The 23,948-nt window shown below is 66.3% G+C and carries 24 protein-coding genes and 2 tRNA genes; 17 read left to right on the top strand and 9 right to left on the bottom strand.

Annotated features, from left to right (window positions below):
* Positions 1-75 precede the first annotated feature (75 nt).
* Entirely contained in the window at positions 76-540 is a 465-nt protein-coding gene (locus JQ566_RS24855) for an SRPBCC family protein (protein ID WP_212376951.1), read from the bottom strand.
* Between the two features lie 123 nt (positions 541-663).
* On the opposite strand from JQ566_RS24855, the gene JQ566_RS24850 reads away from it, so the two are divergent.
* Complete coding sequence (locus tag JQ566_RS24850; protein WP_212376961.1) at positions 664-1,743, top strand: adenylate/guanylate cyclase domain-containing protein; 1,080 nt, start codon at positions 664-666, stop codon at positions 1,741-1,743.
* A gap of 101 nt (positions 1,744-1,844) precedes the next feature.
* Here JQ566_RS24850 and JQ566_RS24845 read toward each other — a convergent pair whose 3' ends face one another.
* Genes JQ566_RS24845 through tsaD form a run of 3 tightly spaced genes read right to left on the bottom strand, consistent with a single transcriptional unit; the run spans position 1,845 to position 4,317 of the window.
* The gene (locus tag JQ566_RS24845) at positions 1,845-2,258 is read right to left on the bottom strand and encodes an EVE domain-containing protein (protein ID WP_212376949.1); all 414 of its coding nucleotides are present in this window, start codon (positions 2,256-2,258) and stop codon (positions 1,845-1,847) included.
* 2 nt (positions 2,259-2,260) lie between these two features.
* Positions 2,261-3,241: an NAD(P)H-dependent glycerol-3-phosphate dehydrogenase gene (locus JQ566_RS24840; protein WP_212376947.1), complete on the bottom strand. Its 981-nt coding sequence runs from the start codon at positions 3,239-3,241 to the stop codon at positions 2,261-2,263.
* Positions 3,242-3,243: 2 nt separating this feature from the next.
* On the bottom strand, positions 3,244-4,317 hold the full coding sequence (gene tsaD, locus JQ566_RS24835) for a tRNA (adenosine(37)-N6)-threonylcarbamoyltransferase complex transferase subunit TsaD (protein WP_212376944.1): 1,074 nt from the start codon (positions 4,315-4,317) through the stop codon (positions 3,244-3,246).
* A 151-nt stretch (positions 4,318-4,468) separates the two neighbouring features.
* Between tsaD and JQ566_RS24830 the strand changes: the two genes are divergently transcribed.
* From JQ566_RS24830 to JQ566_RS24815, 4 genes are all read left to right on the top strand, one after another.
* On the top strand, positions 4,469-5,215 hold the full coding sequence (locus JQ566_RS24830) for a uroporphyrinogen-III synthase (protein WP_212376942.1): 747 nt from the start codon (positions 4,469-4,471) through the stop codon (positions 5,213-5,215).
* A 63-nt stretch (positions 5,216-5,278) separates the two neighbouring features.
* Positions 5,279-6,502 (top strand): COG4223 family protein, encoded by a 1,224-nt coding sequence (locus JQ566_RS24825; protein WP_212376939.1) that lies wholly within the window; start codon positions 5,279-5,281, stop codon positions 6,500-6,502.
* A 35-nt stretch (positions 6,503-6,537) separates the two neighbouring features.
* The gene (locus tag JQ566_RS24820; RefSeq protein WP_212376936.1) at positions 6,538-8,325 is read left to right on the top strand and encodes a heme biosynthesis protein HemY; all 1,788 of its coding nucleotides are present in this window, start codon (positions 6,538-6,540) and stop codon (positions 8,323-8,325) included.
* A 100-nt stretch (positions 8,326-8,425) separates the two neighbouring features.
* Positions 8,426-8,501: transfer RNA gene (locus JQ566_RS24815), tRNA-Thr, on the top strand.
* 179 nt (positions 8,502-8,680) lie between these two features.
* On the opposite strand, the gene JQ566_RS24810 is transcribed toward JQ566_RS24815, so the two are convergent.
* Positions 8,681-9,742 carry a polysaccharide deacetylase family protein gene (locus JQ566_RS24810; protein ID WP_212376934.1) on the bottom strand — a complete coding sequence of 354 codons (1,062 nt, stop codon included), beginning with the start codon at positions 9,740-9,742 and terminating at the stop codon, positions 8,681-8,683.
* 252 nt (positions 9,743-9,994) lie between these two features.
* Here JQ566_RS24810 and JQ566_RS24805 point away from each other — a divergent pair, with 252 nt between their 5' ends.
* Complete coding sequence (locus tag JQ566_RS24805; RefSeq protein ID WP_212376931.1) at positions 9,995-10,318, top strand: hypothetical protein; 324 nt, start codon at positions 9,995-9,997, stop codon at positions 10,316-10,318.
* A gap of 168 nt (positions 10,319-10,486) precedes the next feature.
* Positions 10,487-10,702, top strand: a complete 216-nt coding sequence (locus JQ566_RS24800; protein WP_212376928.1) for a cysteine rich repeat-containing protein — start codon at positions 10,487-10,489, stop codon at positions 10,700-10,702.
* A gap of 116 nt (positions 10,703-10,818) precedes the next feature.
* Here JQ566_RS24800 and JQ566_RS24795 read toward each other — a convergent pair whose 3' ends face one another.
* Positions 10,819-12,507 carry an MFS transporter gene (locus JQ566_RS24795; RefSeq protein ID WP_212376926.1) on the bottom strand — a complete coding sequence of 563 codons (1,689 nt, stop codon included), beginning with the start codon at positions 12,505-12,507 and terminating at the stop codon, positions 10,819-10,821.
* Positions 12,508-12,645: 138 nt separating this feature from the next.
* On the opposite strand from JQ566_RS24795, the gene JQ566_RS24790 reads away from it, so the two are divergent.
* From JQ566_RS24790 to JQ566_RS24760, 7 genes are all read left to right on the top strand, one after another.
* Positions 12,646-14,019 carry a hydrolase gene (locus JQ566_RS24790; protein WP_212376923.1) on the top strand — a complete coding sequence of 458 codons (1,374 nt, stop codon included), beginning with the start codon at positions 12,646-12,648 and terminating at the stop codon, positions 14,017-14,019.
* 35 nt (positions 14,020-14,054) lie between these two features.
* Positions 14,055-15,422: a cytochrome P450 gene (locus JQ566_RS24785; protein WP_212376920.1), complete on the top strand. Its 1,368-nt coding sequence runs from the start codon at positions 14,055-14,057 to the stop codon at positions 15,420-15,422.
* 50 nt (positions 15,423-15,472) lie between these two features.
* The gene (locus tag JQ566_RS24780) at positions 15,473-16,882 is read left to right on the top strand and encodes an adenylate/guanylate cyclase domain-containing protein (protein ID WP_212376917.1); all 1,410 of its coding nucleotides are present in this window, start codon (positions 15,473-15,475) and stop codon (positions 16,880-16,882) included.
* Between the two features lie 177 nt (positions 16,883-17,059).
* Complete coding sequence (locus tag JQ566_RS24775; RefSeq protein ID WP_212376913.1) at positions 17,060-17,548, top strand: tellurite resistance TerB family protein; 489 nt, start codon at positions 17,060-17,062, stop codon at positions 17,546-17,548.
* A 222-nt stretch (positions 17,549-17,770) separates the two neighbouring features.
* Positions 17,771-18,550, top strand: a complete 780-nt coding sequence (locus JQ566_RS24770) for an SDR family NAD(P)-dependent oxidoreductase (protein WP_212376910.1) — start codon at positions 17,771-17,773, stop codon at positions 18,548-18,550.
* A gap of 130 nt (positions 18,551-18,680) precedes the next feature.
* Entirely contained in the window at positions 18,681-19,475 is a 795-nt protein-coding gene (locus JQ566_RS24765; protein WP_212376907.1) for a glutamine amidotransferase, read from the top strand.
* A 141-nt stretch (positions 19,476-19,616) separates the two neighbouring features.
* A complete protein-coding gene (locus JQ566_RS24760) occupies positions 19,617-20,429 on the top strand; it encodes an enoyl-CoA hydratase (protein ID WP_212376905.1) in 813 nt (270 codons plus the stop codon).
* A gap of 120 nt (positions 20,430-20,549) precedes the next feature.
* On the opposite strand, the gene JQ566_RS24755 is transcribed toward JQ566_RS24760, so the two are convergent.
* Positions 20,550-20,625 (bottom strand) — tRNA-Ala (locus JQ566_RS24755).
* 205 nt (positions 20,626-20,830) lie between these two features.
* On the opposite strand from JQ566_RS24755, the gene JQ566_RS24750 reads away from it, so the two are divergent.
* From JQ566_RS24750 to JQ566_RS24740, 3 genes are read left to right on the top strand one after another with little or no spacing between them, the layout of a single operon-like run.
* On the top strand, positions 20,831-21,121 hold the full coding sequence (locus JQ566_RS24750; RefSeq protein WP_036002872.1) for a YggT family protein: 291 nt from the start codon (positions 20,831-20,833) through the stop codon (positions 21,119-21,121).
* Positions 21,122-21,136: 15 nt separating this feature from the next.
* Positions 21,137-21,481: a DUF167 domain-containing protein gene (locus tag JQ566_RS24745; RefSeq protein WP_212376902.1), complete on the top strand. Its 345-nt coding sequence runs from the start codon at positions 21,137-21,139 to the stop codon at positions 21,479-21,481.
* Positions 21,482-21,491: 10 nt separating this feature from the next.
* Positions 21,492-22,376 (top strand): bifunctional methylenetetrahydrofolate dehydrogenase/methenyltetrahydrofolate cyclohydrolase, encoded by an 885-nt coding sequence (locus JQ566_RS24740; protein ID WP_212376899.1) that lies wholly within the window; start codon positions 21,492-21,494, stop codon positions 22,374-22,376.
* 129 nt (positions 22,377-22,505) lie between these two features.
* Here the strand turns inward: JQ566_RS24740 and ppa are convergent, their stop codons facing one another.
* Complete coding sequence (ppa, locus tag JQ566_RS24735) at positions 22,506-23,042, bottom strand: inorganic diphosphatase (protein ID WP_027573074.1); 537 nt, start codon at positions 23,040-23,042, stop codon at positions 22,506-22,508.
* Positions 23,043-23,220: 178 nt separating this feature from the next.
* Entirely contained in the window at positions 23,221-23,730 is a 510-nt protein-coding gene (locus JQ566_RS24730) for a GNAT family N-acetyltransferase (RefSeq protein ID WP_008136728.1), read from the bottom strand.
* Between the last annotated feature and the right edge of the window lie 218 nt (positions 23,731-23,948).

The raw sequence follows: 23,948 nt of genomic DNA, 5'->3' as shown, positions 1-23,948 counted from the left end.
GACTGCATCGAGCACGGCGCTACGATATTGCCCTATTCAAGGACGCCTATTCCCCTTGACCAAGGGTAGGAGGTCCTACGAGAGCTCCTTCTTATCTGACACACCCTTGTCCGGACCGGGATCGCGGCCCGCGGCTGCGATCGTGAGCCGTTCCAGATAATGCGCCCATCCCGTCGCATGCGCGGCGGCCTGCGCTTCGTTCGGCAGCCCGCTATGGGTCATGCGCAGCAGCGTGCCGCCGTCGCGCTCGATCAGGTCGATCTCGATCAGGCTCGAGCCCGGCGGCACTTCCTGGCCGCCCTCCCAGCCGAACGTGTAGGCAAGGCGATGCACCGGCACGACCTCGCGAAAGGCGCCGCGGGCCACGCCACCGCGCGGGCCGACTCCCTTGAGCAGGTAGAGCCCGCCTGGATACGGCTCCGTGGTCGCGTCGGAGCCCATCCAGCTCAGGATCTTCTCGGGGTCGGTGAGATAGGCGAAGACGGTGGCACGCGGGGCCGCGATCTGGGTCTCGCGTCGCACCATGAACGGCTCGGTCATCGGCGATCATCCCTCGTCTTGGCCTGGTCTTCGCCTGGGCTGACCCTGGGACATGGCGGCGCTGCGGGGGTCAGTCAAGGATTGCCCGTGACAAAGATGGCCCTGCTTCGCCATCATCGGGTCATGCATCTATCTCCGACCCTCGCCTGGCTCGTCGATGCCGCCTCGGACTGTCCCGGGGCCGACCGCCTGCTCGCGGAACTCGGCGCGCATCTGGTCGCCGACGGCGTGCCGCTTGCGGCAGGCAGCCTGACGTTGGAGGTGCCGCATCCGCTGATCGCGAAGCGCACGTGGCTGTGGCGTGCCGACAGCGGTCAGGTGATCGAAGCGCTTGGCTTTGCGCCTGGCGGGCTGGCGCCAGACCCGCCGAACGATGCCGGCCGCCGTTGGCTGCGCGACATCGCGTGCGGCGAGGTGCAGGAAGATGCCGTTGGACGGCCCGATGGGCCGCTGCTCGGCTGGATCGGACCGCGTCCGTTCAGGGCAGGCGAAATCGAGCAATTGCGCCAGGCTGCTCGCTTCGCGGCGACACCTCTTGCCGTGCTCGCCGCGCGCGCCACGTTGCGCGCGACGCTGGATGCTTATCTCGGCAAGCGCAGCGCGGAGCGGGTGCTGGCTGCACCTCTGCGCCGCGATCTCGGCGAGACCATTCAGGCTGCACTGCTCTATGCGGATTTGCGCAACTTCACGGTCTTGTCGGAAACCACACCGCCTGCCGATGTCATCGCGGCGCTCGACGCCTGGTTCGATCGCATCGCCGGCGCGGTTCACGCTTTTGGCGGCGAGGTGCTGAAATTCATCGGCGACGGCGTCCTCGCGATCTTTCCGGTGGTCGAGGCATCGCCGCGCCGCGCCTGCGATGCCGCTCTGCGCGCCGCCGGCGCAGCCGAGGCCGGGATGGCGTACCTCAACAAGGAGCGCCGCGCGCAAGGGCTGCCGCCGCTGTCGTTTGGCGCCGCGCTCCATCTCGGCGAGATGCTGTGGGGAAACATCGGCGCCGCCAACCGGCTCGACTTCACCGCGATCGGTCCCGCCGTCAATCTCGCCAGCCGACTCGAGGGCTTGTGCAAGCCGCTGGGCCGGACGGTGCTGGTGTCGGGTGCCCTCGCTGCCGAGACGAATATGCCGCTGGTCGCGCTCGGATCACATTCGCTGCGCGGCATTGCCGCGCCGTGCGAGGTGTTTGCGCTGCCGGAGGCGTAGGGTGGGCAAAGGCGCGCTCTTCGCGCGCCGTGCCCACCATTCGACCGCGAGCTTCTTGAAGGGTGGGCACGCTGCGCTTTGCCCACCCTACAAATCCGAGGCTAAACCCCACCCATCTTGCAGACGAGCTTCCACTCCTCCGCCGTCACCGGCTGCACCGACAGGCGCGAATATTTCACCAGCGCCATGTCGGCGAGCTTCTTCTCGGCCTTGACCGCGGCCATCGTCACCGGTGTCTTCAGGGGCTTGTCGGCCTTGATGTCGACGCAGACGAATTTGCCGGTCTTGTCGGTCGGGTCGGGATAGGCTTCCTTGACGATCTCCGCGATCCCGACGATCTCCTTGCCCTCGTTGGAATGATAGAAGAATGCCTTGTCGCCCTTCTTCATGTTCACGAGGTTCTGGCGCGCGGTGAAATTGCGCACGCCGGTCCAGGCCTCGCCCTTGGCACCCTTCGCAACCTGCTGCTCCCAGGACCACACCGATGGTTCGGATTTCACGAGCCAGTACGCCATGCTTATTCCTCTGCCTTGAAGGGGCGCGTCATCAGCGCCGAGATCGCGGCATCGATCGTGCTGCGGCCGCTCAGGATCGCCGCGACCGCTTCCGATACCGGCAACTCGATGTTTTGCGAAGCCGCGAGTTCGATCAGCACGGGGGCGGTGAACTCGCCCTCGGCGAGCTTGCCGGCGGGAGGCTGCTCGCCGCGCCCGAGCGCGAGTCCGAGCGCGAAGTTGCGCGATTGCGGGCTCGAGCAGGTCAGGATCAAATCGCCGAGACCCGACAGGCCGGTGAGCGTCTCGCTGCGTGCGCCGAGGGCGCGGCCGAGGCGCGTGAGCTCGGCAAAGCCGCGGGTCGTGAGCGCAGCCTGCGCGGAGGCGCCGAGCTTGCGTCCGACCGCGATGCCGACCGCGATCGCCAGCACGTTCTTGGCGGCGCCGCCGATCTCGACACCCCGGATGTCGGTGGAGTGATAGGGGCGGAATGTCGGCGAGCCCAGCGCCTGCACGAGGCTGCTGGCCAGCGCCTCGTCGCTTGCCGCCAGGGTCACTGCCGTCGGCAGGCCACGTGCGACGTCGTCGGCAAAGCTCGGCCCCGACAGGATCGCCGGCTGCGCGTGCGGCGCGGCCTCGGCGATCACGTCGGTCATGAACTTGTGGGTGCCGTGCTCGATGCCCTTGGCGCAGGCGACGATTGGTACCGGCTTCGTGATGTGCGAGGCCAGCATGTTGACCGCGCCGCGCAAATGTTGCGCCGGTGTTGCAATCAGCAGCATGTCCGCACGCGCGGCAAGCGCCAGATCGCTCGTCACGACGATCTCCGGCGCGATCCGCACGCCGGGCAGCCGCGGATTGTCGCGCGTCGATGCGATCCGCGCGGCATGCTCGGCATTGCGTGCCCACAGCGTCACGTTTCGCCCGGCTCGCGCTGCCACCGTCGCCAGCGCCGTGCCCCAGGCGCCCGCGCCGATCACCGCGACGGATTGCGGCGCGGTCATAGCTAGTATCCCGCCCGCGTGTTGCCGTAGCCGGCCGGCGCCGTCGCATTGGCGTCGAGCAACCACCGTGCGCGCGGCTGCGCTTCCATCGTGTCGGTCAGGCCGAGCGCGAGGCGTTCGGCGCCGGCCCAGGCGATCATCGCGCCGTTGTCGGTGCAAAGCGCGGGCGGCGGCATGATCAATTGCGTCCCGGCCTGTTGCGCGACGTCATGCAGCGCGCCGCGGATCGCCTGATTGGCGGCAACGCCGCCGGCGGCGACCAGCGCGCGCGGCGCGCCGAACTGCTCGCGGAAAAGCTTCAGGCCGACGCTCAGCCGGTCGGCCGTCGAATCCAGCACCGCGGCCTGGAAGCTTGCGCAGAGATCGCTGATGTCCTGCGGCGCGAGCTCGGTCAGCCGGCTCGCTTCGGTGCGCACCGCCGTCTTCAATCCCGACAGCGAGAAATTGGCATCGGGGCGTCCCTGCATCGGTCGCGGAAACGCAAAGCGCGTGGCATCACCGCCTGCCGCGGCGCGCTCGACCTGCGGTCCGCCGGGATAGGGCAGTCCCAGCATCTTCGCGACCTTGTCGAAGGCCTCGCCGATGGCGTCGTCGACCGTAGTGCCGAGCCGCACATACTGGCCGACGCCGGTGACCGCCACGATCTGGGTATGGCCGCCGGAGGCGAGGAAGAGGCAGTAGGGAAATTCGATGCCGTCGGTGAGGCGCGGCGTCAACGCGTGCGCTTCGAGATGATTCACTGCGACCAGCGGCGTGTCGTGCACCATCGCGATCGCCTTCGCGGTGGTCAGCCCGACGATGACGCCGCCGATCAGGCCGGGCCCCGCGGCGGCGGCGACACCGCTCAGCTGGGCGAAGCCGATGCCGGCCTCGCGCATGGCGCGATCGATGATGCCGTCGAGCAGATCGACATGCGCGCGCGCCGCGATCTCCGGCACCACGCCGCCGAAGCGGGCATGCTCCTCGACCTGCGACCGCACGATATTGGACAGGATCTTGCCGCTGCCGTCGCCCGCGCGCTTGATCACGGCCGCGGCGGTCTCGTCGCAGGTGGTTTCGATGCCCAGCACCAGCATTGGCGAATTGTTATCCAATTTGCGCCCTTGCGCTCATCCGTAAAGCAGAGTTCTGGTACGTCCGGTAGCATCCCGGGGCCAGATTGCGCAATCGTCACGCGCAGCCGTCCAGGTCAATGCGTCGCCGCCACGTGGTTCGGGAACACCAGCGATGTCCATTCTTGTCACACGGCCGCATCCCGACAATGAGGCGACGGCGGAGAATCTCCGCGCGCGCGGGCATGCGGTGCTGCTTGCGCCGGCGCTCAAGTTCGAGCCGGTCGCCTTCCATGGCGAGAATGAAGCGCCCTTCGGTGCCGTTCTCGTCACGTCGGCCAACGCCATCCGCGCCGTCGCGCCGCAATTGCCGGACCTCGGTCTGTTGAAGCTGCCTTTGTTTGCGGTTGGCGAGCATACGGCCGCTGCGGCGCGCGAGGCCGGTTTTGCCGAGGTGATCGTCGCCGGCGGCGATGCTGCGTCCTTGCGCGACAAGGTGAAGCAGAGCGCGCGCGACAAGGTGCTGAAGAAAAAGAGCGTGCTGCTGTATCTCGCGGGCGCGGATCTGTCGCGCGACCTCGGCGGCGAACTCGGAGCGGAGGGTTTCCGCGTGGTCACGCAGACCACCTATCGCATGACGCCGGTCAAGCATCTGCCGCGCGAGGTCTGCGAGGGCTTTGCCGCCCACGGGATCGAGGCGGTGCTGCACTACTCCCGGCGCAGCGCACGCGCGTTCCTGGAGGCGACGCGGGACGAAGGCGTCGAAATCTCGGCGCTGGCGATCCCGCATTGCTGCCTGTCCGAGACGGTTGCGGGGGTGCTGCGCGATGCCGGCGCGTCACAGGTGCTGGTGGCCGCAACGCCGGACGAAACTGCCTTGTTCGACACCTTGGAGCGTGCGTTGCGCACCCGTTTGGCGTAAAGGTCGGGCCGAATCCGACGCAATCTAATCCACCCTGGTATGGAAGTGTGAGGAACCGTCACGATGGCCGATGACAAGCCTGAAGACGCTGGATTGGCGCCCGACACGGGCCGCGCCAAGCGCACCCCGCCCACCATCGACCTCGAGGCGACGGAAGTCTCCACCCAGCCGCAGCAGGTCGCGGGCGAGCCCGAGGCGTCCGAGCATGCCGCGCAGGAGCAGGCCAGGTTCGAAGAAGGCGGATCGGAAGAGGTCAAGGCCGAGCCTCAGCCAGGGTCTGCAGAGGAGCAGGCGTCCACGGAGTCCGCGCCTGTGTCAGCGCCGGTTTCCCCCTGGATCGTTGCGCCGTTCTCCGGAGCTGTCGCAGCGGCGGTCGTGATCGCGGTCGGCTGGATGCTGGGCTGGCCCGCGGTGCAGGCGCCGCCGGCTGCGCCGCAGGTCACCGGTGCAACGGTCGATGCGCTGAGCGGACGCGTTGCTGCAGTCGAGGCCAAGGCCGGCAAGCCCGCCGCCGATCCGGCCATGGCGGCGCGGCTCGACGCGCTGGAGAAATCCGCAAGCAGCCTGCGCAGCGACATTGCCAATCTGCGTGCGCAGTCCGACAAGACTGCCAATGCCCTGAACGACGCGAAAGTGGCGTCGCCTGCTGCCGCGCCTGATCTTGCCGCTCTTCTCGACCGCATCGCTCAGCTCGAGCGCGCCAGCAAGACGGAGCGCGCCGAGCTTGCGCAGCAGGGCGAGAAGATCGCGGACGCCAAGTCGGTGGACGACAAGCCGCTCCGCCATGTGGTGGCAGCGGCGCTGCTCGACGTCGCTGTTCGCCATGGCGATCCCTATCAATCGCAACTGGCCGCAGCGCGGTCGCTGGCGGCCAAGCCCGACATGCTGAAGCCGCTCGAGGCGTTTGCATCATCCGGCATTCCGACGCCCGTCGCGCTGAGCCGCGAGCTCCTCAACATCGTGCCGAAGCTGTCGCCGCCGGCGGAAGCTCCGCCCAGTGACGCCGGCATTGTCGAGCGTCTCCAGGCCGGCGCGTCAAAGCTCGTCCGCATCGAGCGCACCGACGGGGTCGGCAACGATCGCGGCGCCATCGTTGCGCGCGTGACGGCGGCTGCGCTCCGCAACGATTCCGTGGAAGCGCGGCGCGAGTTGAAGACTCTGCCCGAGGCCGATCGTGCCCCGGCGCAGGCCTGGCTCGACAAGGCCGATGCCCGCGATGCCGCGCTCGCCGCGTCCCGCAAATTCGCCGACGATGCCATGGCGGATCTCGCCAAATCTGCTCAATAAGATTCGCGCAACAATCGGCGCGTATAGGGATCGCCATGCTTCGCATCGTCCTTTTCCTTGTCCTGATTGCACTCGCCGGCGCCGGGGCGGCCTGGGTTGCCGACCAGCCCGGCGATGTCGTGATGACTTGGGGCGGTTTTCGGGCCTCACCAAGCATTCCAGTGTTCGTGCTCTTGCTTGGGCTTTTTGCGGTCGCAGTCGTGCTCCTCTGGAGCATCCTGACGATGCTCTGGCGTATGCCGGGGCGTCTGCGCCGTCGTCGTCACGAAAAGCGTCATGCGCGCGGCCGTCACGCCATCACCCACGGCCTGCTCGCGATCGGTCATGGTGACACCGCGCTCGCCCGCCGGCACGCCGAGGCGGCCCGGCGGCACGCGCCGAACGATCCGCTCGCGCTGCTGCTGCACGCCCAGTCGGCGCAGCTCGAAGGCAATCGCGACGAGGCGCAGCGCGTCTTCCGCGCCATGGCCGAACGTGAGGACACGCGGCTGCTCGGCCTGCGCGGCCTGTTCATCGAGGCGCAGCGCGCCGACGATGCGGTCGGGGCGGTGATGATCGCGGAGGAGGCGATCAAGCTGTCGCCGTCCTCGACCTGGGCCTCGCACGCGGTGCTCGGCTTCCGCTGCGCGCGCGGCGACTGGAGCGGTGCGCTCGCGATCCTCGATTCGAATCTGTCCGCAGGCCTGATCGACAAGCAGGCCTATCGCCGGCAGCGCGGCGTGTTGCTCGCCGCGCGCGCACTGGAACTGGAGAAGATGGATCGCGATGTCGCGCGCGAGAGCGTGATGGAGGCGGTCAAGCTCGCGCCGACCCTGGTGCCGGCGGCGGTGCTCGCGGCAAGATTCGAGAGCGAGGCGCATCAGGTGCGCCGCGCCATGAAGCTGGTGGAAGCAGCCTGGCTCGCCAATCCGCATCCCGATCTCGCCGACGCCTATGCGCATGTGAAGCTCGGCGATTCCGCGCGGCAGCGCTTGCAGCGGGTCGAGACGCTCGCGGCCAAAACGCCAGCCGACAAGCCCGGCCATGTCGAGGGCCAGTTTGCGATCGCGCGCGCCGCGATCGACGCCTCCGAGTTCGCCCGCGCCCGCGAGGTGCTTGCGCCCTATGTCAGCGATCCGACCCAGCGCGTCGCGCTGCTGATGGCCGAGATCGAGCGCACCGAGCATGGCGACGGCGGCCGTGCCCGCGCCTGGACCCTGCGCGCAGTGCGCGCCCGCCTCGATCCCGCCTGGACCGCGGACGGCTATGTCAGCGAGCGCTGGCGTCCGATCTCCCCGGTCACCGGCCGCCTCGATGCGTTCCAGTGGCAGACGCCGGTCGCGAGCCTGCCCTCGGACAAGGGCGCCACGATCGAATCCTCGGCCTTCGAGGAAGCCATGCTGGCGGCCCCGCCGCCGAAGCGGGTGACCGCAGCGCCCGGCCTAGGCCCGGCGGAACCGCCGGTGGTGGCCCCGGTCCCGGCACCGGCCGCCCAGGACAATTCGCCCCCTCAGGCCAAGGAAGCTGCCAAAGAACCTGCCAAGGAACCTGCCAAGGACGACGCGCCGGCCGTCACGTCCTCCGAGCAAGCAAATCCGGCTCCGACGCCGGCCGAATCATCGCCGCCGGTGGAAACGCCGGTATTCCGAACCCGAGCCGACCTCGGCAAGCCGGCACTGGCGCCGATCCAAGCCGTCATCCCGATTGTCCGTGCACCGGATGATCCCGGGATCGACGACGAGGGCCCGAGCGATGAATTTACGGAACAAATCGGCACGCCCAAGGCCCATGCAAAGGCCCAGGCGGGCGGCTGGCGCGGATTCTGGTCCCGCTGGGGCGCGTGAAGCGCATTTCAAGCCCGGCTTGTCCTTGCCAATTCGGGCCATGCCCGATATCAGGGGCGCGCGTATCGGGGCCGGCATCGCCCGGGTCCCGGCAGGGTTCGCCGCAATAGCTCAGTCGGTAGAGCACGTCATTCGTAATGACGGGGTCGGGGGTTCGAATCCCTCTTGCGGCACCAGCTGCCCGCCGGCGATCACGGCTCCTGCGCCTACTGTGGTGATCGCTCCCGCTGCGGCCACGACCGCCTCAGCGCCGGTCACAACCAAGTCCGCCACGGCATCTACTGGTAAGCCGCTCGCCCAAAGCAAATGGCCGGGCGAAAGCCCGGCCATGCGCATGTTGGAGGAGTGATCTCGCCTACTGCGAGACCGTCTGCACCACGCTCGAGATCGGGCGCGTGTTCGTGCCCGCGGTCGGCACCTTCAGATCCTTCAGCAGCGCCTCGTCGTATTCCGGCAGCGTCTGGAAGCTCGCCTTGGCCTTCATCTGCACGACCTTGTAGCTGCCGGCCTTGAGCCGTGCGAGCAGCGCCGGCAGGGCTTCGCCGGTGTGCTTCTGGAAGTCGTGCATCAGGATGATGCCCTTGCCGAGCTTGTCGAGCCTGGTCATCACGGTCTCGACGATCTTCTCCGGCGTCGCCCCCTTCCTGAAGTCGAAGGAATCGATGTCGGTCGAGAACATGGCGACGTTGCGGGTGCCGAAATAGGTCACCATCGCCGGATTGTGCTGCAGCTGCGGGAAGCGAAAGAACGGTGCCGGGTTGGTGCCGAGCGCGAACCGCACTGCGCTGAAACCCTTCTCGACCTCGTCCTTGACCTGTTGCTCCGTCATCTTCTTGCTGTTGAGATTGACGTGCGACCAGGTGTGCGTGCCGACCGTGTGGCCCTGGGCCAGCACCTGCTTCAGGATTTCCGGATGGTAGGTCGCGTGCTTGCCGACCGAGAAGAACAGGCCCTTGGTGCATTCATCCGCGAGCGCCTTCAGGACCGCGGGCGTGTTGACCGGCCACGGACCGTCGTCGAAGGTCAGCACGACCTCCTTGTCGGTCAGGAAGTCGAACTGCTTGAAGTGCTCGAAGCCGAAGCCGGGTCCGCCTGTCGTGTCGATCTCGACCACGCGGGACACACCCAACGCGTTCGGATTGGCGCAGGCCTGCTTCGGCTGCATCGGCACGGCCGGGGCGGGCGCAGGCGCGGGTGCCTGGGCAACGGCGGTCGGCTTCGACGCGATCGTCGCGGTGGTCGCGACGTCGTCCCTGGCGGCGATTTTCGCCTGTGCCGGCAACGGGTCGGCGGCACGGGCGGCAACTGTCTTGGGGGCGCCCTGATCGGCGCTCGCGGAATAATAAAACCAACCGCCGGCGGCGATCACGACCGCCGCAACTACACTGGCCAGCATAAGGCCCAACGCATTACGCATCGCTGCTCTTTCCAATTACGCAACCAAACCGGCGGAATCTCCCGCGCGACGAGCCATTAATGCGAAGGAACAGTTAACGTGACACCAACACGACAGCGGATGCGGAGGAATTTCAGCAAGGTGCATTAAAGTGACCGAGGTCACAGAGGGCGGGTCGCTCGTGACCGTCATCACAGTGGAAACTGTTTTGCTGGAGCATCGTCGTTCCCATCAACAACAGGCCTGCTGCGGCGGCGCCAATGGGAGCTTCAAATGACCAAGTCGTTTACGGCCAAGTCCTTCCCGACCAAGTCCCTGAGTAGCAAGATCCGCGACACCAGCCTGGCGCTGGGCCTTGTCGCCATCGTCTCGATCGCTTCCACGAGCGCGAGCTTCGCCTTCACGGCCGAGGCGCAGCAGATGTGCACCGGCGATGCCTTCCGCCTCTGCTCGGCGGAGATCCCCAACATCCCGAAGATCACGGCGTGCATGATCAAGCATCGCTCGGACTTAAGCGCCGGCTGCCGCGCGGTGATGGACAAGGATCTCGCCAAGGGCGCCTCGCGCAAGGTCGCTGACGCCCAGGACAAGCAGTAGCGCGCAGCGCCGCAAGCGTTGCGATTTAAGAGCTCCCCTCGCGATGCGCCCCGCGTCAAGCCGGGGCTACGCGGCGATGTCATGCAGCCTGCCAATAAAGCCGTTGCGGCTTAGGGATCGTCGCACTAGCTTCGCCCGCTCATTCTTTCGGGTGAGAGGCATTACGCGATGACGAGATTTCTTTTCATTATTTCCCTGCTCCTGTGCGCATCCGGCGCATCTGCGCAACAGCAGCCCGGACACGATGCCTGCGCGCGCGATGTCAGCCGCTTCTGCCGCGCCGTGATGAACAATGGCGATGGCGCCGTGCTGGCGTGCCTGAAGCAGAACCGCACCCGCCTCAGCAAGGCCTGCGACAAGGTGCTGACCGATCACGGGCAGTGATCGTCATTCCGGGGCGCGCCGTTAGGCGCGAGCCCGGAATCCATCGGGCGGCAAACTCCTGAGAGGAATGGATTCCGGGCTCGCGCTTCGCGCGCCCCGGAATGACCAAGCAAAACCTACGTACCGCTCCCCGCCGCGGTCGCGACCACCGGCAGCACCTCGTCCTTGGCGCGGTCCGGTGTCTCGTCTTTCCAGCGCACCGAGCCGAATGGGCGCTCCAGCATGCGGCGGATCCGCACCGGCTCGGGGCCGATGTGGAAATCGATCGCCTGCTGATGCAGTGCGCGTTCGGACTGGGTCGAGCGGTTGCGCTGACGTAAGTAATCGAACCAGGTCGGACAGTGATAGCGCTCGGTCCACAATTCAGGATCGGCGATGTCGCGCGCGATCGACCAGCCATAGGCGCCGTTGCGCTGGCGGGAGAGCTGCACGTCCTGCATCACGTTGTGGAACGCGCGCGCGTTCTCCTGGGCGACCCGGTATTCGATCTCGACCACCAGGGGCCCGCTGCGCCCCGTCAGTGACAGCCTCACCTCGGGATCGGCCAGCACGTCCGCATCCTCGTTACGGGCGCCGACGCGCGGCATCGCAAGCCAGATGCCGAGCAGCGGCGAGATCAGCATCAGGCCGGCCGCCGTCAGCAGAGCGATCTCGACGCCGGCATAGTCGGTGAGATGGCCCCAGCCCCAGGCGCCGATCGCGATGCCGCCGGAGATCGAAGCCTGGAACGCCGCCAGCGAGCGGCCCGCGACCCAGCGCGGCGCCGAGAGCTGCACGCCGATGTTGAACAGCGCGATCGCAGCCATCCAGACGGCGCCGGCCAGGACCAGCGCGGTTGCCGTCAGCACCGGCTCCGTGCTCAGCGCGAGGGCGGCCATCGCGAACGCCATCGAGATGGTGCAGGCGCGGATCGCGGCCTCGCCGCTCATGCGCTTGCGCAGTTCGTGGATGTTGAGCGCGCCGATCACCGCTCCCATGCCGAAGGCACCCAGCATGATGCCATAGGTCTGCGCGCCGCCATGGAGGAGGTCACGCGCGACCAGCGGCATCAACGCCATCACGGCGCCCCCGATCAGGCCCATCACCAGCGTGCGCAACAGCACGATCTTGATCGGCGGCGAATTGGTGATGTAGCGCACGCCCGAGACCATGGCGCGGTTGAGCTTTTCCCGCGGCAGGCGCGACGGCTCGGTGCTGCGGCGCCAGAGCAGCAGCACCACCAGCAGCGGCAGATAGAGGATCGCATTGCAGGCGAACGCGGCCACCGCGCCGAGCGCAGCGACGATGACGCCGCCGACCGCAGGGCCGAAGCTACGCGCGATGTTGTAGCTGATGCCGTTGAGCGCCACCGCGGACGCAAGTGCGTTGGGCGGCACCTGCTCGCTGACTGAGGACTGCCACGCCGGGCCGAACAGCGCATTGCCGCTGCCGACGACGAAGCAGAAGGCGAGCAGCAATTCGGGGGTGATCAGGTTGAAGCCGGCCAGCACGGTGAGCACGCTCGCGCCAGTCAGCGCGATCGCGAGTGAGACCAGGGTGACGATGCGGCGGTCATACATGTCGGCGATGGCGCCGGCCGGCATCGAGATCAGCATGATCGGCAGCATCAGGGCGGTCTGCACCAGCGCCACCTTGTCCGCCGAGGCCGCCATCTGCGTCATCGCCCAGGCCGCGCCCACGCCCTGGATCAGGAGGCCGAGATTGGAAAGCAGGCTGGCGAGCCAGATCCGCCGAAATACGGTGTACCGCAGGGGCGCAGTGATGCCGTCGGCGGCCATTCTTGGGCGGTTCGGCTGCTCGGTCATATCCCCTTCCATATCGGATGGCAGAAGTGGTCGCGGTGATTCCGGCGAATTCAGTGATGCCCGCGAAAGTCCTTCGCTGTCCAGTGGTTAGGCCGCTATAAGCGGTGCAAAGAGGCAGGTCTTGCCGGGGAGGAACAGATGAAGCTGTCGCGACGGACGATTTTGCAGGGCGTTGGCAGCTTGCCTTTCGCAATTGCGAGCTTGCGGACGGAGGCGCTGGCGCAGACCGCACCCGCGGCCACGCCGGGCACGGAGGTGCCGCCGATCCTCCTCGTCCACGGCAATGGCGATTACGACGCGCTCTGGATGACCACCTTGTGGCGGATGGAATCGAACGGCATCGCGCGGGATCGCATGATGGCGATCAATTTCACCGATCCCCTGGCGCGCAGCGACGACAAGGTCGAGCAGGCGGGTCGCTCCTCGACCGAGGACCAGCGCCGCGAGCTCACTGCGGCCATCGCCGAGCTGAAGCGCCGCACCGGTGCGCCTCGCGTGGCCTTGGTCGGCAGCTCGCGCGGCGGTTACGCCATTCGCAACGTCATCAGAAGCGGCGGCGCCGGCGATGTCAGCCACGCCGTGCTGTGCGGCACGCCCAATCACGGCGTGTTCGCGACCGACGACCAACCGAACAACGAGTTCAACGGTCGCGGCACATTCCTGCGCGGCCTGAACGAGGGCGAGAGCGAGGTAACGCCGGGCGTTGCCTTCCTCACGCTGCGCAGCGACGGCATGGACAAATATGCGCAATCCGACGGCCGCTTCATCGGCAAGCCCGGCATGCCGACCAATGTCACCGCCGAGGGGCCGGAGCTGAAGGGCGCCACCAATCTCGTGCTCGGCGCGCTCGACCATCGCGAGGTGGCGTTTCACCCGCGTGCCTTCCGCGAGATCTACAAGTTCATCGCGGGGCGCGAGCCCATGCGCATTGCGATCGTGCCGGAGACCAGCGTGAAGCTGAGCGGCCTGGTCACGGGCACGCCTGGCGGCGTGTCGACCAACCGTCCGGTCGCGGGCGCAACCGTCGATGTCTTCCGTGTCGATCCTGACACCGGTGAGCGCAAGGGTGGTGCTCTTCACAGCTCAAAGACCGGCTCCGACGGCCGCTGGGGGCCGGCGCAGGTCGATCCCGTCTGGTCGCTCGAATTCGTCCTGACAGCACCGGATGCGCCGACGACGCACATCTACCGCTCGCCCTTCCCGCGCTCGTCCGACGTCGTGCACCTCCGGCCCGCGCGCCCGCTCGGGCCGGCCGATAAGGACGCCGGCGCCGTCGTAATCATGTCGCGGCCGCGCGGCTATTTCGGCCTGCCGCGGGACGTGGTGCTGTTCGACGGCAAGGAGCCGGCCGACGTCAAGCCGGGCGTGCCCACGGATGCGGCAGCAACCCTGCGGCTTCCGGCCAGCGAGGTCGGGCGTAACATCCTGGTCCAATTCGGCGAAGAACGGATCGTGGCCCGCGCCTGGCCTGCTTCCGAGAAGCGGATTGCGATTGCCGAGCTGACTTACTAGCTATTTGCCTGCGCCCCATCTTGCGGGAGAGAGCCATGAATATCGCCAGCGTGCGTCGGCCCATCATCCCACCGGCTCCCCCGCGTGCGCCCGACGACATGTCATTCTTCGGCCGGCTCGCGGTGATCCGGCAGAACATGATCGCGACCTGGGGACAGCGCGCCTATGAGGAGGACGTCATCCCGGGCCGCTTCTTTTTCCGCAACAGTTTCATCCTCAACCAGCCGGATGCGATCCGGCACGTCCTGCTCAACAATTACGAGAACTACACGCGCACGCCGGCCGGCATCCGCATGCTGCGCCCCGTGCTCGGCGACGGCCTTCTGATCGCGGAAGGTCACTCCTGGACCTTTCAGCGCCGCACCCTTGCGCCGGCCTTTACGCCACGCGCCACCGCAAATCTGGTGCCGCACATGACGGCGGTGCTCGACGAGACCATCGCCAAGCTCGACGCGCGCACGAGTGAAGACGTCGACCTGCGCGAGGTCATGCAGCGCATGACGCTCGAGATCGCCGGGCGCACGATGTTTTCGTTCGGCATGGACCGGCACGGCGCGACCCTGCGCAACTTCATCATGGAATATGCCGCGCGGTTGGGGCGTCCCTATTTCCTCGACATGGTGCTGCCGGTGTCCTGGCCGAGCCCGATGGACTTTGCGCGGGCGCGCTTCCGCAAGCGCTGGACCGAGTTCGTTGCCATGCTGATCGCCGAACGGCGTGCGGCCGGCAAGAAGGACGGCGCGCCGCCGCGCGATTTGTTCGATCTCATGGACGAGGCGCGCGATCCCGAAACCGGCAAGGGCTTCTCGGACGCGCAACTCGTCGACGAGGTCGCGACCATGATTCTCGCGGGCCACGAGACCACGGCGACGGCGCTGTTCTGGGCACTTTATCTGCTCGCGCTCGATCCTGATACGCAGGAGGAGGTGGCGTCCGAGACCCGCGGCGAGCATCTCGACAGCATCGCCGACATCGACCGCCAGAAATTCACCTGCGCCGTGATCGAGGAGACCATGCGGCTCTATCCGCCTGCCTTCCTGGTCGCGCGGGCCGCGCGCGAGAAGGACAATGCGGCTGGCGTCGAGATCGGCAAGGGCGACATCATCATGATCGCGCCCTGGCTGCTGCACCGGCACGAGAAGCTGTGGGATCAGCCGAACGCGTTCATTCCAAAGCGCTTCATGTCGAAGGAGCCGGACCGCTTTGCCTACCTGCCGTTCGGCGCAGGTCCGCGCGTCTGCATCGGCGCGCCGTTTGCCCAGGCCGAATCCGTGCTGGCGCTGGCAAGGCTGATCGGAGCGTTCCGCATCGCGCTTGCCGATCAGGCGACTCCCGTGATCCCGCATGGCGTCGTCACCACCCAGCCGGACCACTCACCCATGTTCCGCATCACGCGTCGGTGACAGGCGCTCGTCTGGCCGATGGCGTGATCCACCCTAGATAGAGTCCCGCCATGAGCGACATCCAGGCCCAGTTTTCCGTTCTGAAGCAGACCGCCGATGCGAAGGTGACTGACGCGATTGCGGATCTCATCGAGCATGGCGAGGATCACGAGCTCAACCGCGTCAATGTCCTCGATTTTTCCAGGCAGCACGGCCTCGACGAGGAGCGCGTGATCTCGGCCTTCCTGCACTCGGCCCGGCTCGGCCTGTTCGACCTCGGCTGGAACGTGCTGTGCCCGGGCTGCGGCGGTGTGCTCGGCGCGCACTCGACGCTGAAGGCGCTCAAGCCGGACGATTATCACTGTGCGCTCTGCGCCTGCGGCTACAAGGCCTCCGTCGACGACCAGGTCGAGGTTTCTTTCACCGTGAACCCGCGCGTCCGGCGCATCGCGGCGCACGACCCTGACACGCTTCCGGTCTGGGAATATTTCAAGCAGGTGTTCTGGAGCTCGGGCGTCGATTTCAACAAGGAATCCTTTGCGGCACTCGCGAACGAGGTGACGCTCGACACGATGGAGCTGCCGGCGGGCGAGAAAGCGACCATGTCGCTGCAACTGCCGAACGACTTCGTCATCATCTTCGAGCCGGTGACGCACGCCGCGCATTTCATCGACATCCAGGGCGAGCCGACCAGGGATCGCCAGCAGCTCGCCATCATGTACAACAAGGTGCAGGCTCCGACGGGGACGACGACCATGCGGCCGGGCCCGCTGCGTCTGTCGCTGGAGAACCAGGCCGGCGTGCGCGTGCTGCCGTCGGTGTTCATCGCAGCCGAGGCGCTTCACCACCTCATCGGCAAGCGCAAGCCGTTCCTCACCGCCAAGCGGATGCTGTCGAACCAGACCTTTCGCGACGTGTTCAAGGCGGACAATCTCAGTCTCGATCAGCGGCTTCAGATCACCTCGCTGACGTTCCTGTTCACCGATCTCAAGGGCTCGACCGCACTCTACGAGCGCGTCGGCGACCTCGCCGCGTTCGATCTCGTGCGCGCGCATTTTCATGCGCTGCTCGAGATCATCTCCTCTGAAAGGGGCGCAGTGGTGAAGACCATCGGCGATGCCGTGATGGCGACCTTCGTCCGCCCCGAGCACGCCATCGTCGCCGGCCTGCGGATGCGTGCGGCCATGGACGAGCTCAACAGGAAGCGCGGCACCGCCGATCTCATCGTCAAGATCGGCATCCATGAAGGTCCTTGCCTTGCGGTCATGCTCAACGAGCGGCAGGATTATTTCGGCCAGACCGTCAACATCGCCGCGCGCGTGCAGAGCCTGTCGACCGCGCGGGAGATTCACATCACCGGCCCGGTGGCGGATGCGCCGGCGGTGGCCGAACTCCTCCAGCGGCGCGAGATCAAGCCGATCCAGAAACAGGCCGCGCTCCGTGGCATCGCCGACAAGATGGTGGTGTACGAGATACCGTGAGGCATCATTCGTCATTCCGGGTTCGATGCTGGCGCATCGCCCCGGAATGACGGTGAACAGATTGCCGAAACGTAATGCAGCGCGCGGAACTGACGCCGTTGCGCCGATTGGGTTTCCCGCTCATATAATGCCCGTAGCTGCCGCACCCCGCGGCAGCATCGATTCCGGTAGGACCTTATGCTCGACGGCTTGCGTCAATTCATCGCCGACATTGTCGGTCCCCAAGCCCAGGACCGCGCATTCGGCGACAGCGATTATCGGCTGGCCGCGACCGCGCTGCTGGTCCATGTGGTCTCGCTGGACGGCCAGCCGAGCGCAGCCGAGCAGCGCAAGCTGCACAGCCTGATCGAAAGCCATTTCGGGCTCGACCACGGCACCGCGGACCGCCTGATCGCCGATGCGACGGAGGTCGAGGGCGAGGCGGTGGACCTCTATCACTTCACCAGCGTCATCATGCGCTCGCTCGACGAAGAGGGCCGCAAGCGCATCGTGCAGATGATGTGGGAGCTGGTCTATGCCGACGGTCAGGTCAGCGAGTTCGAGGACAATGTGGTCTGGCGCGCGTCCGACCTGCTCGGGATTTCCCAGCGCGACCGGATCGAGCTGAAGCACGCAGTTGCAGAGCGTGTCGGCGGCCAGGTCAAGGCTAGCGCCATCGGCGGCTGACGGTTCTGGACTCGGCGAATCGCGGCCCGCGCGGATACATGACGAAACTTTAATTTATTCGCTGCCTGCGCCGAATTCGCCTGTAAATCAACGGTCTTTCCGCACCGCCTGTCGTTCTGCTCAAGCGGCCATGCTGCCAGTGCCGCTTGCCTGTTGCGCTCGGCCTATGCTCTCGTTCCGCCGTTGCGGGGCCAAAATAGTTGAATTCAAGAGACGTCGATCGTGGCTGAGCGGGTGACGCTGATTACTGGTGCCTCGGCGGGCATCGGGATGGAGCTGGCGCGTGTGTTTGCCGCCAATGGACATCGCCTCGCATTGACCGCGAGACGGGCGGATCGGCTCGAAGTGCTCGCGAGCGAGCTCGCCGCCAAGTGCGGCAAGAAGCCGATCGTGATCGCCTGCGATCTCGAGGCCGCGGATGCCGGCGAGACGATCGCGGCAGCGCTCGCGGCCGAAGGCGTCGAGCTCGACCATCTCGTCAACAATGCCGGCTTCGGCGTGTTCGGCGATGCCATCGAGCGCGATCGGCTCGAGCAGCTCGGCATCGTCGATGTCAACGTCCGTGCCTTGACGGATCTGTCGCTGCGCTTTGCCGATCAGCTCATCAAAAACAAGGGCGGTCTTCTCAATGTCGGCTCGGTCGCCGGCTTCCTGCCCGGCCCCGGCATGGCCGTCTACTACGCGTCCAAGGCCTATGTGATCTCCTTGACCGAAGCATTGCGGGCAGAGCTTGCGCCGCGCGGCGTCCGCGTCACCGTGCTTTGCCCGGGCCCGGTGCCGACCGAATTCCAGGCGCGCGCCGGCGTTGGATCGCAACATGATACGGCCGTTCTCAACGTCTCTGCCGCCGAAGTTGCGCGGGAGGCGTATCGTGGCCTGATGGCCAACAAACGGGCAGTGCTGCCTGGTCTGGGTATCAAGATCGTGCCGTTCGCGCTGCGCTTCTTCCCGCGTGGCTTCATCCTGGCGGCCACCAGCCGGTTCCAGAGGCAGAGGCACTAGAGAAATCCCTGGAGTCCCCGTAGTGGCCCGGAGCTTGCTTCAGGATCGGGGCGTGTGTGCGCAAACTCACACGATGTTAACCATCGCTTAGCTATGCTGGCGGTCTGAACCGATAGCACTCGCAGAGGCCATGTCGTTCCGGACGGACAGGTTTGGTGGCGCAGAGGTGGTCGCCTTCCCACGGAGGGCGCCGAGCGCCGCCGCCTCCGAAGCCCCGCTGCCGGTTCTGATCGTCCTGCATCAGGAGTGCTCGACACCGGGCCGCGTCGGCAATGCGCTGCGCGCGCTCGGCCATCGCCTCGACATCCGCCGTCCCCGCTTCGGCGATCCCCTGCCCGAGACGCTCGATCGGCATGCCGGCGCCGTGATCTTCGGCGGCCCGATGAGCGCCAACGATCCCGACGACTACATCCGCCGCGAGATCGACTGGATCGAAATTCCGCTCCGCGAGCAGCGGCCATTCCTCGGCATCTGCTTGGGTGCGCAGATGCTGGCGATGCAGCTGGGGGCCCGCGTCGCGCCCCATGCGGAGGCGCTGACCCAGATCGGCTATTACCCGATCAGGCCGACCGCTGCGGGCCATGCGCTCTGCCCGCACTGGCCGGCGCAGGTCTATCACTGGCATCGCGAGGGATTTGAGCTGCCTGAAGGCACCGAGCTGCTTGCAGAAGGTGACGATTTTCCGGTGCAGGCGTTCCGGACCGGCAATGCCTTCGGCGTGCAGTTTCACCCTGACGTGACCTACGCGATGATGCATCGCTGGACCACGCGCGGCTATGACGGCTTCAGCGCGCCCGGTGCGCGGCAGCGGCACCATCACTTCGCGGATCGTGCCGTCTACGATGTCGCCGAGCGCGCCTGGCTCGATCATTTCATCGACGGCTGGCTGGCGCGCCGGCCGGTGCTGGCGCAAGCGGCCGAGTAACCCGCGCCTTCGCGCGAGATCCTTCGCGCGAGATCCTTGGCGCAGATCCTTGGCGCAAGTCCTTGCCTCTTCCCTGGATATGCTAGGCTCGTTCCTAACGAGCGCGCGCAAACGCGTGCCGGCAGACCAAGGGAGAGCGCCGTGCCCTATGAACACATTCTCTACGAGGTGAGCGACAAGATCGCGACCATCACGCTCAATCGTCCGGATCGCATGAATGCCTGGACGCCGATCATGGAGCGCGACGTGCGCCATGCGATGGAAGCCTCGAGCGCCGACGACAATGTCCGTGTCATCGTGCTCACCGGCGCGGGCCGCGCCTTCTGCGCCGGCGCCGACATGGATGCACTGAAGGGCCTCGACCCCGATGACGTCAGGCGCGCGTCGAACCTGCCGCCGTTCGACATGAACCGCCGGCCCGATTGGCAGACGCGCTACGGCTATTACCCATCGATCAAGAAGCCGGTCATCGCCATGCTGAATGGCGCCACGGCCGGCATCGGGCTCGTGCATGCGCTCTATTGCGACCTGCGCTTTGCGGCCGACAATACCGTGTTCACGACGGCCTTCGCGCGGCGCGGTCTGATCGCCGAGCATGGCATCAGCTGGATGCTGCCGCGCATCGTCGGCCACGCCAATGCGCTGGATCTGTTGCTCTCGGCGAGGCGCGTGCCCAGCGAGGAGGCGTTGCGGATCGGGCTGGTCAACCGGCTCTGCTCGCCGGAGAAGCTGCGCGAGGAGACCTACGCCTATGCGCGCGATCTCGCCGATTTCGTCTCGCCGAGCGCGATGGCGGTGATCAAGCGGCAGCTCTACGAGGTGCCGTTCCAGACGCTGGCGGAGGCGACCATCGAGGCCAACCGCGAGATGATGGTGGCGCTGGCCGGGAGCGATTTCAGGGAGGGCGTGGCGAGCTTCATGGAGAAACGGGCGCCAAGGTTCACGGGGAGGTAGGGGGAATTCGGAGGGAGCCCGCCGTCGCCCTTCGGGCTATGGCGCGGCAGCCTTCGCTCACTTCGCTACGATGGACTTCCCCAGGCTTGCCTAGCCGTAGCTCGCGAAGCGAGCGAAGGCTGGTGGAGCCAGGCGGGATCGAACCGCCGACCTCGTCATTGCGAACGACGCGCTCTCCCAGCTGAGCTATGGCCCCTTTGCTGGCCGCTCTGGTGAACGCGGCCGACAACCGGGCGCCATTTAAGTCCCCGCCAAGGTCAAGTCAAGGACGGGCGTAACCCGGTTTTAGCCCTCCGGGCGCCGACTTCCCTTGTTTGGGCCGGGGGGAACCGATATCTAGCAAACGGGGCGTCAATCCCGACCGAAGCCAGAGTTTTCAAAAGCCAGAGGCCTCATAAGCCATGCGTGCCGTTCTCGACATCGTCATCATCGTGCTCGACCTCTACGTCTGGCTGCTGATCGCCTCCGCGATCCTGTCCTGGCTGATCGCCTTCAACGTCGTGAACACGCGTAACCAGTTCGTGTCGGCGGTGGCGGAGTTCTTGTACCGGATCACCGAGCCGCTGCTGGCGCCGATTCGCAATTTCCTGCCCAGTCTCGGCGGTCTCGACATCTCGCCGATCATCCTGATCCTGATCATCATGTTCATCGAGCGGGTGATCCTGTACTACATCTACCCGAACGTGGTCTGAGCAGGCTGGAGCGCCTTGGTCGCGAAAGAAGCCTCTAGGGAACCCTGGCGTTATTCCACCTCGGGAATCAGCATCGCGCTGCGGGTGACGCCGCGCGGCGGGCGCGACGACATCGACGGGATCGAGCAACTCTCGGATGGCCGCAGTGTGCTCAAGGTGCGGGTGCGCGCCATTGCCGATGGCGGCGAGGCCAACAAGGCCGTTCTGGTGCTCCTGGCGAAATCGCTCGGCGTTCCCAAGAGCAGTGTAAAGCTGCTATCCGGAGCCACGTCGCGGCTGAAGCAGATCGCGGTCGACGGCGATCCGGCGCGGCTCGGCGAAACCCTGCGCCAGCTCACATCGGCCAAATCGACAGACTGAGAGAACGGACATGACCGCCAAGATCATTGATGGAAAAGTCATCGCCGCGGACCTCCGGGCCCGCGTCGCCGAGGAGGTCGCCCGGGTCAAGCGCGAGCACAATCTGGTGCCGGGCCTTGCGGTCGTCCTGGTCGGCAACGACCCCGCCAGCGAGGTCTATGTCCGCTCCAAGCGCACCCAGACCCAGGCGGCCGGCATGGCCTCGTTCGAGCACAAGCTGCCGGCTGACGTCTCGCAAGCGGACTTGCTGGCCGTCGTCGCAAAGCTCAACCGCGATCCCGCTGTGCACGGCATTCTCGTGCAATTGCCGCTGCCGAAGGGCCTCAACACCGAGGCCGTCATCAACGCTATCGATCCCGCCAAGGATGTCGACGGCCTGCATCCGAACAATGCCGGTCGTCTCGCCGGCGGTTTCGATGCGCTGTCGCCCTGCACGCCGCTCGGCTCGATCATTTTGACCAAGAGCGTGCATCCCTCGCTCGAAGGCATGAACGCCATCGTCATCGGCCGCTCCAATCTGGTCGGCCGCCCGCTGGTGCAATTGCTGCTGAACGAGAACGCCACGGTGACCATCGCGCATTCGCGCTCGCGCGATCTGCCCGGCCTCGTGAAGCGAGCCGACCTCGTCTATGCCGCGGTCGGCAAGGCCGAGATGGTGCGCGGCGACTGGCTGAAGCCCGGCGCGACCGTGATCGACATCGGCATCACCCGTATCCCGAAGGAGGACGGCAAGACGCGCCTCGTCGGCGATGTCGCCTATCAGGAAGCGCTTGGCGTCGCCGGTGCAATCACGCCGGTGCCGGGCGGTGTCGGCCAGATGACGGTGGCGTGTCTGCTGGTGAATACGCTGCGCGCGGCGTGTGCGATTGCAGGGCTGCCGAAGCCGGCGGTGTAGCTGAACTCTCGTGCCCCGGACACAGCGCAGCGTGAAACGCTGCGCTGCTGAGCCGGGGCCCAGTGGCGACGTGGGTCCCGGCTCAGCAGCGCGTCATTTCATGCCGCGCCGCGTCCGGGACACAGAGGCTCAGCCCTTCTTTTTCTTCTCGCGCTCGATACCCTCGAGGATCAGCTTGTGCGCTTCCTCCGGGCCGCCCCAGCGCAGGATCTTCACCCACTTGCCCTTCTCGAGATCCTTGTAGTGCTCGAAGAAGTGCTGGATCTGCTGCAGCGTGATGTCGGGCAGATCGGAATAGCTCTTCACCTTGTCGTAGCGCTGCGTCAGCTTGGACGACGGCACCGCCAGGATCTTCTCGTCGCCGCCGGCTTCGTCTTCCATGAACAGCACGCCGACCGGGCGCACGCTCATGACGGCGCCGGGGATGATGGCGCGGGTGTTGATGATCAGGACGTCGCAGGGATCGCCGTCATCCGACAGCGTGTGCGGGATGAAGCCGTAGTTACCGGGGTAACGCATCGGCGTGTAGAGGAAGCGGTCGACCACCAGCGTGCCGGCCTCCTTGTCCATCTCGTACTTGATCGGTTCGCCGCCCACGGGGACCTCGATGATGACGTTGACATCGTGGGGGACGTTTTTTCCGATCGAGACCGCATCGATACGCATTCAAGACTCCGTTGTTGCCGAGGTGAAATCGCGCCCGGCAGCGATTTTGGCGCTGTCATACGCGGGCTCGGCCCGCTGATCCATCGCGTTTTTGTGAAATAATGAATCCGGCGATCACCGGCTCGAAAGGCAACGGTATCGACGGACGGGAAACGCTGCCGGGTAGGGTTTCAGCAGCTCAATTGGTCCAAGCGAAGGCAACCTTGTCGAGCGATTTCGGCCCGAACCGCTCCGACGAGCGTGCGACCATGCGCCCGCCCAACGCCCGGTAGAACTCGGTCGCCGGGTCGTTGTCCGAGAGCGCCCACACCACCATGCTCTTCAGCCCGCTCTGCATGAGGTCGCGGCGGGCGGCAGCGAACAGGCGGCGGCCGAAGCCGAGCCCCTGAAACTCGGGGCGCAGGTACAGCTCGTAGATCTCGCCGTCGAAATGCAGGCTGCGGGCACGGTTGCGGCCGTAATTGGCATAGCCCGCGATCTTGTCGCCGAATACGAGCACGCTGACACGGCTGCCCTTGCGGATCGCGCTGTCCCACCACTGCGGACCGCGGCGGTTGATCAGCTTCTCCAGCTCGGCGCCGGGAATGATGCCCTGATAGGCCGACCGCCAGGCTTCGTCATGGGTCGATGCCACCGCAGTTGCATCTGCAGCTTTGGCCGGCCGGACCTCGATCAGGGTTGTGCTCATGGAGGCGATCAAACCAAGTCGCCGCGCCGGCGGCAAGACCTATCGTTAATTATCGGTTAACCTGTGGACTTTCTGCATCAGTATTTCGGCCATGTTGTACCGAAAGAGGACAAGCCGCCATTTCAACCGGCGACTGTAGGGCCAGGCGTCGGTGCAAAACTACGTCGCGGCAACAGGGGAACGGCAATGGCACCGCAGAAAGTCGGCCGATAATGATT

Source organism: Bradyrhizobium sp. SZCCT0231 (genome assembly GCF_018130245.1).
Classification (GTDB): domain Bacteria; phylum Pseudomonadota; class Alphaproteobacteria; order Rhizobiales; family Xanthobacteraceae; genus Bradyrhizobium; species Bradyrhizobium japonicum_F.
Note: the sequence above shows the minus strand (reverse complement) of the source record. Positions and strands in the feature narration are given on the sequence as shown.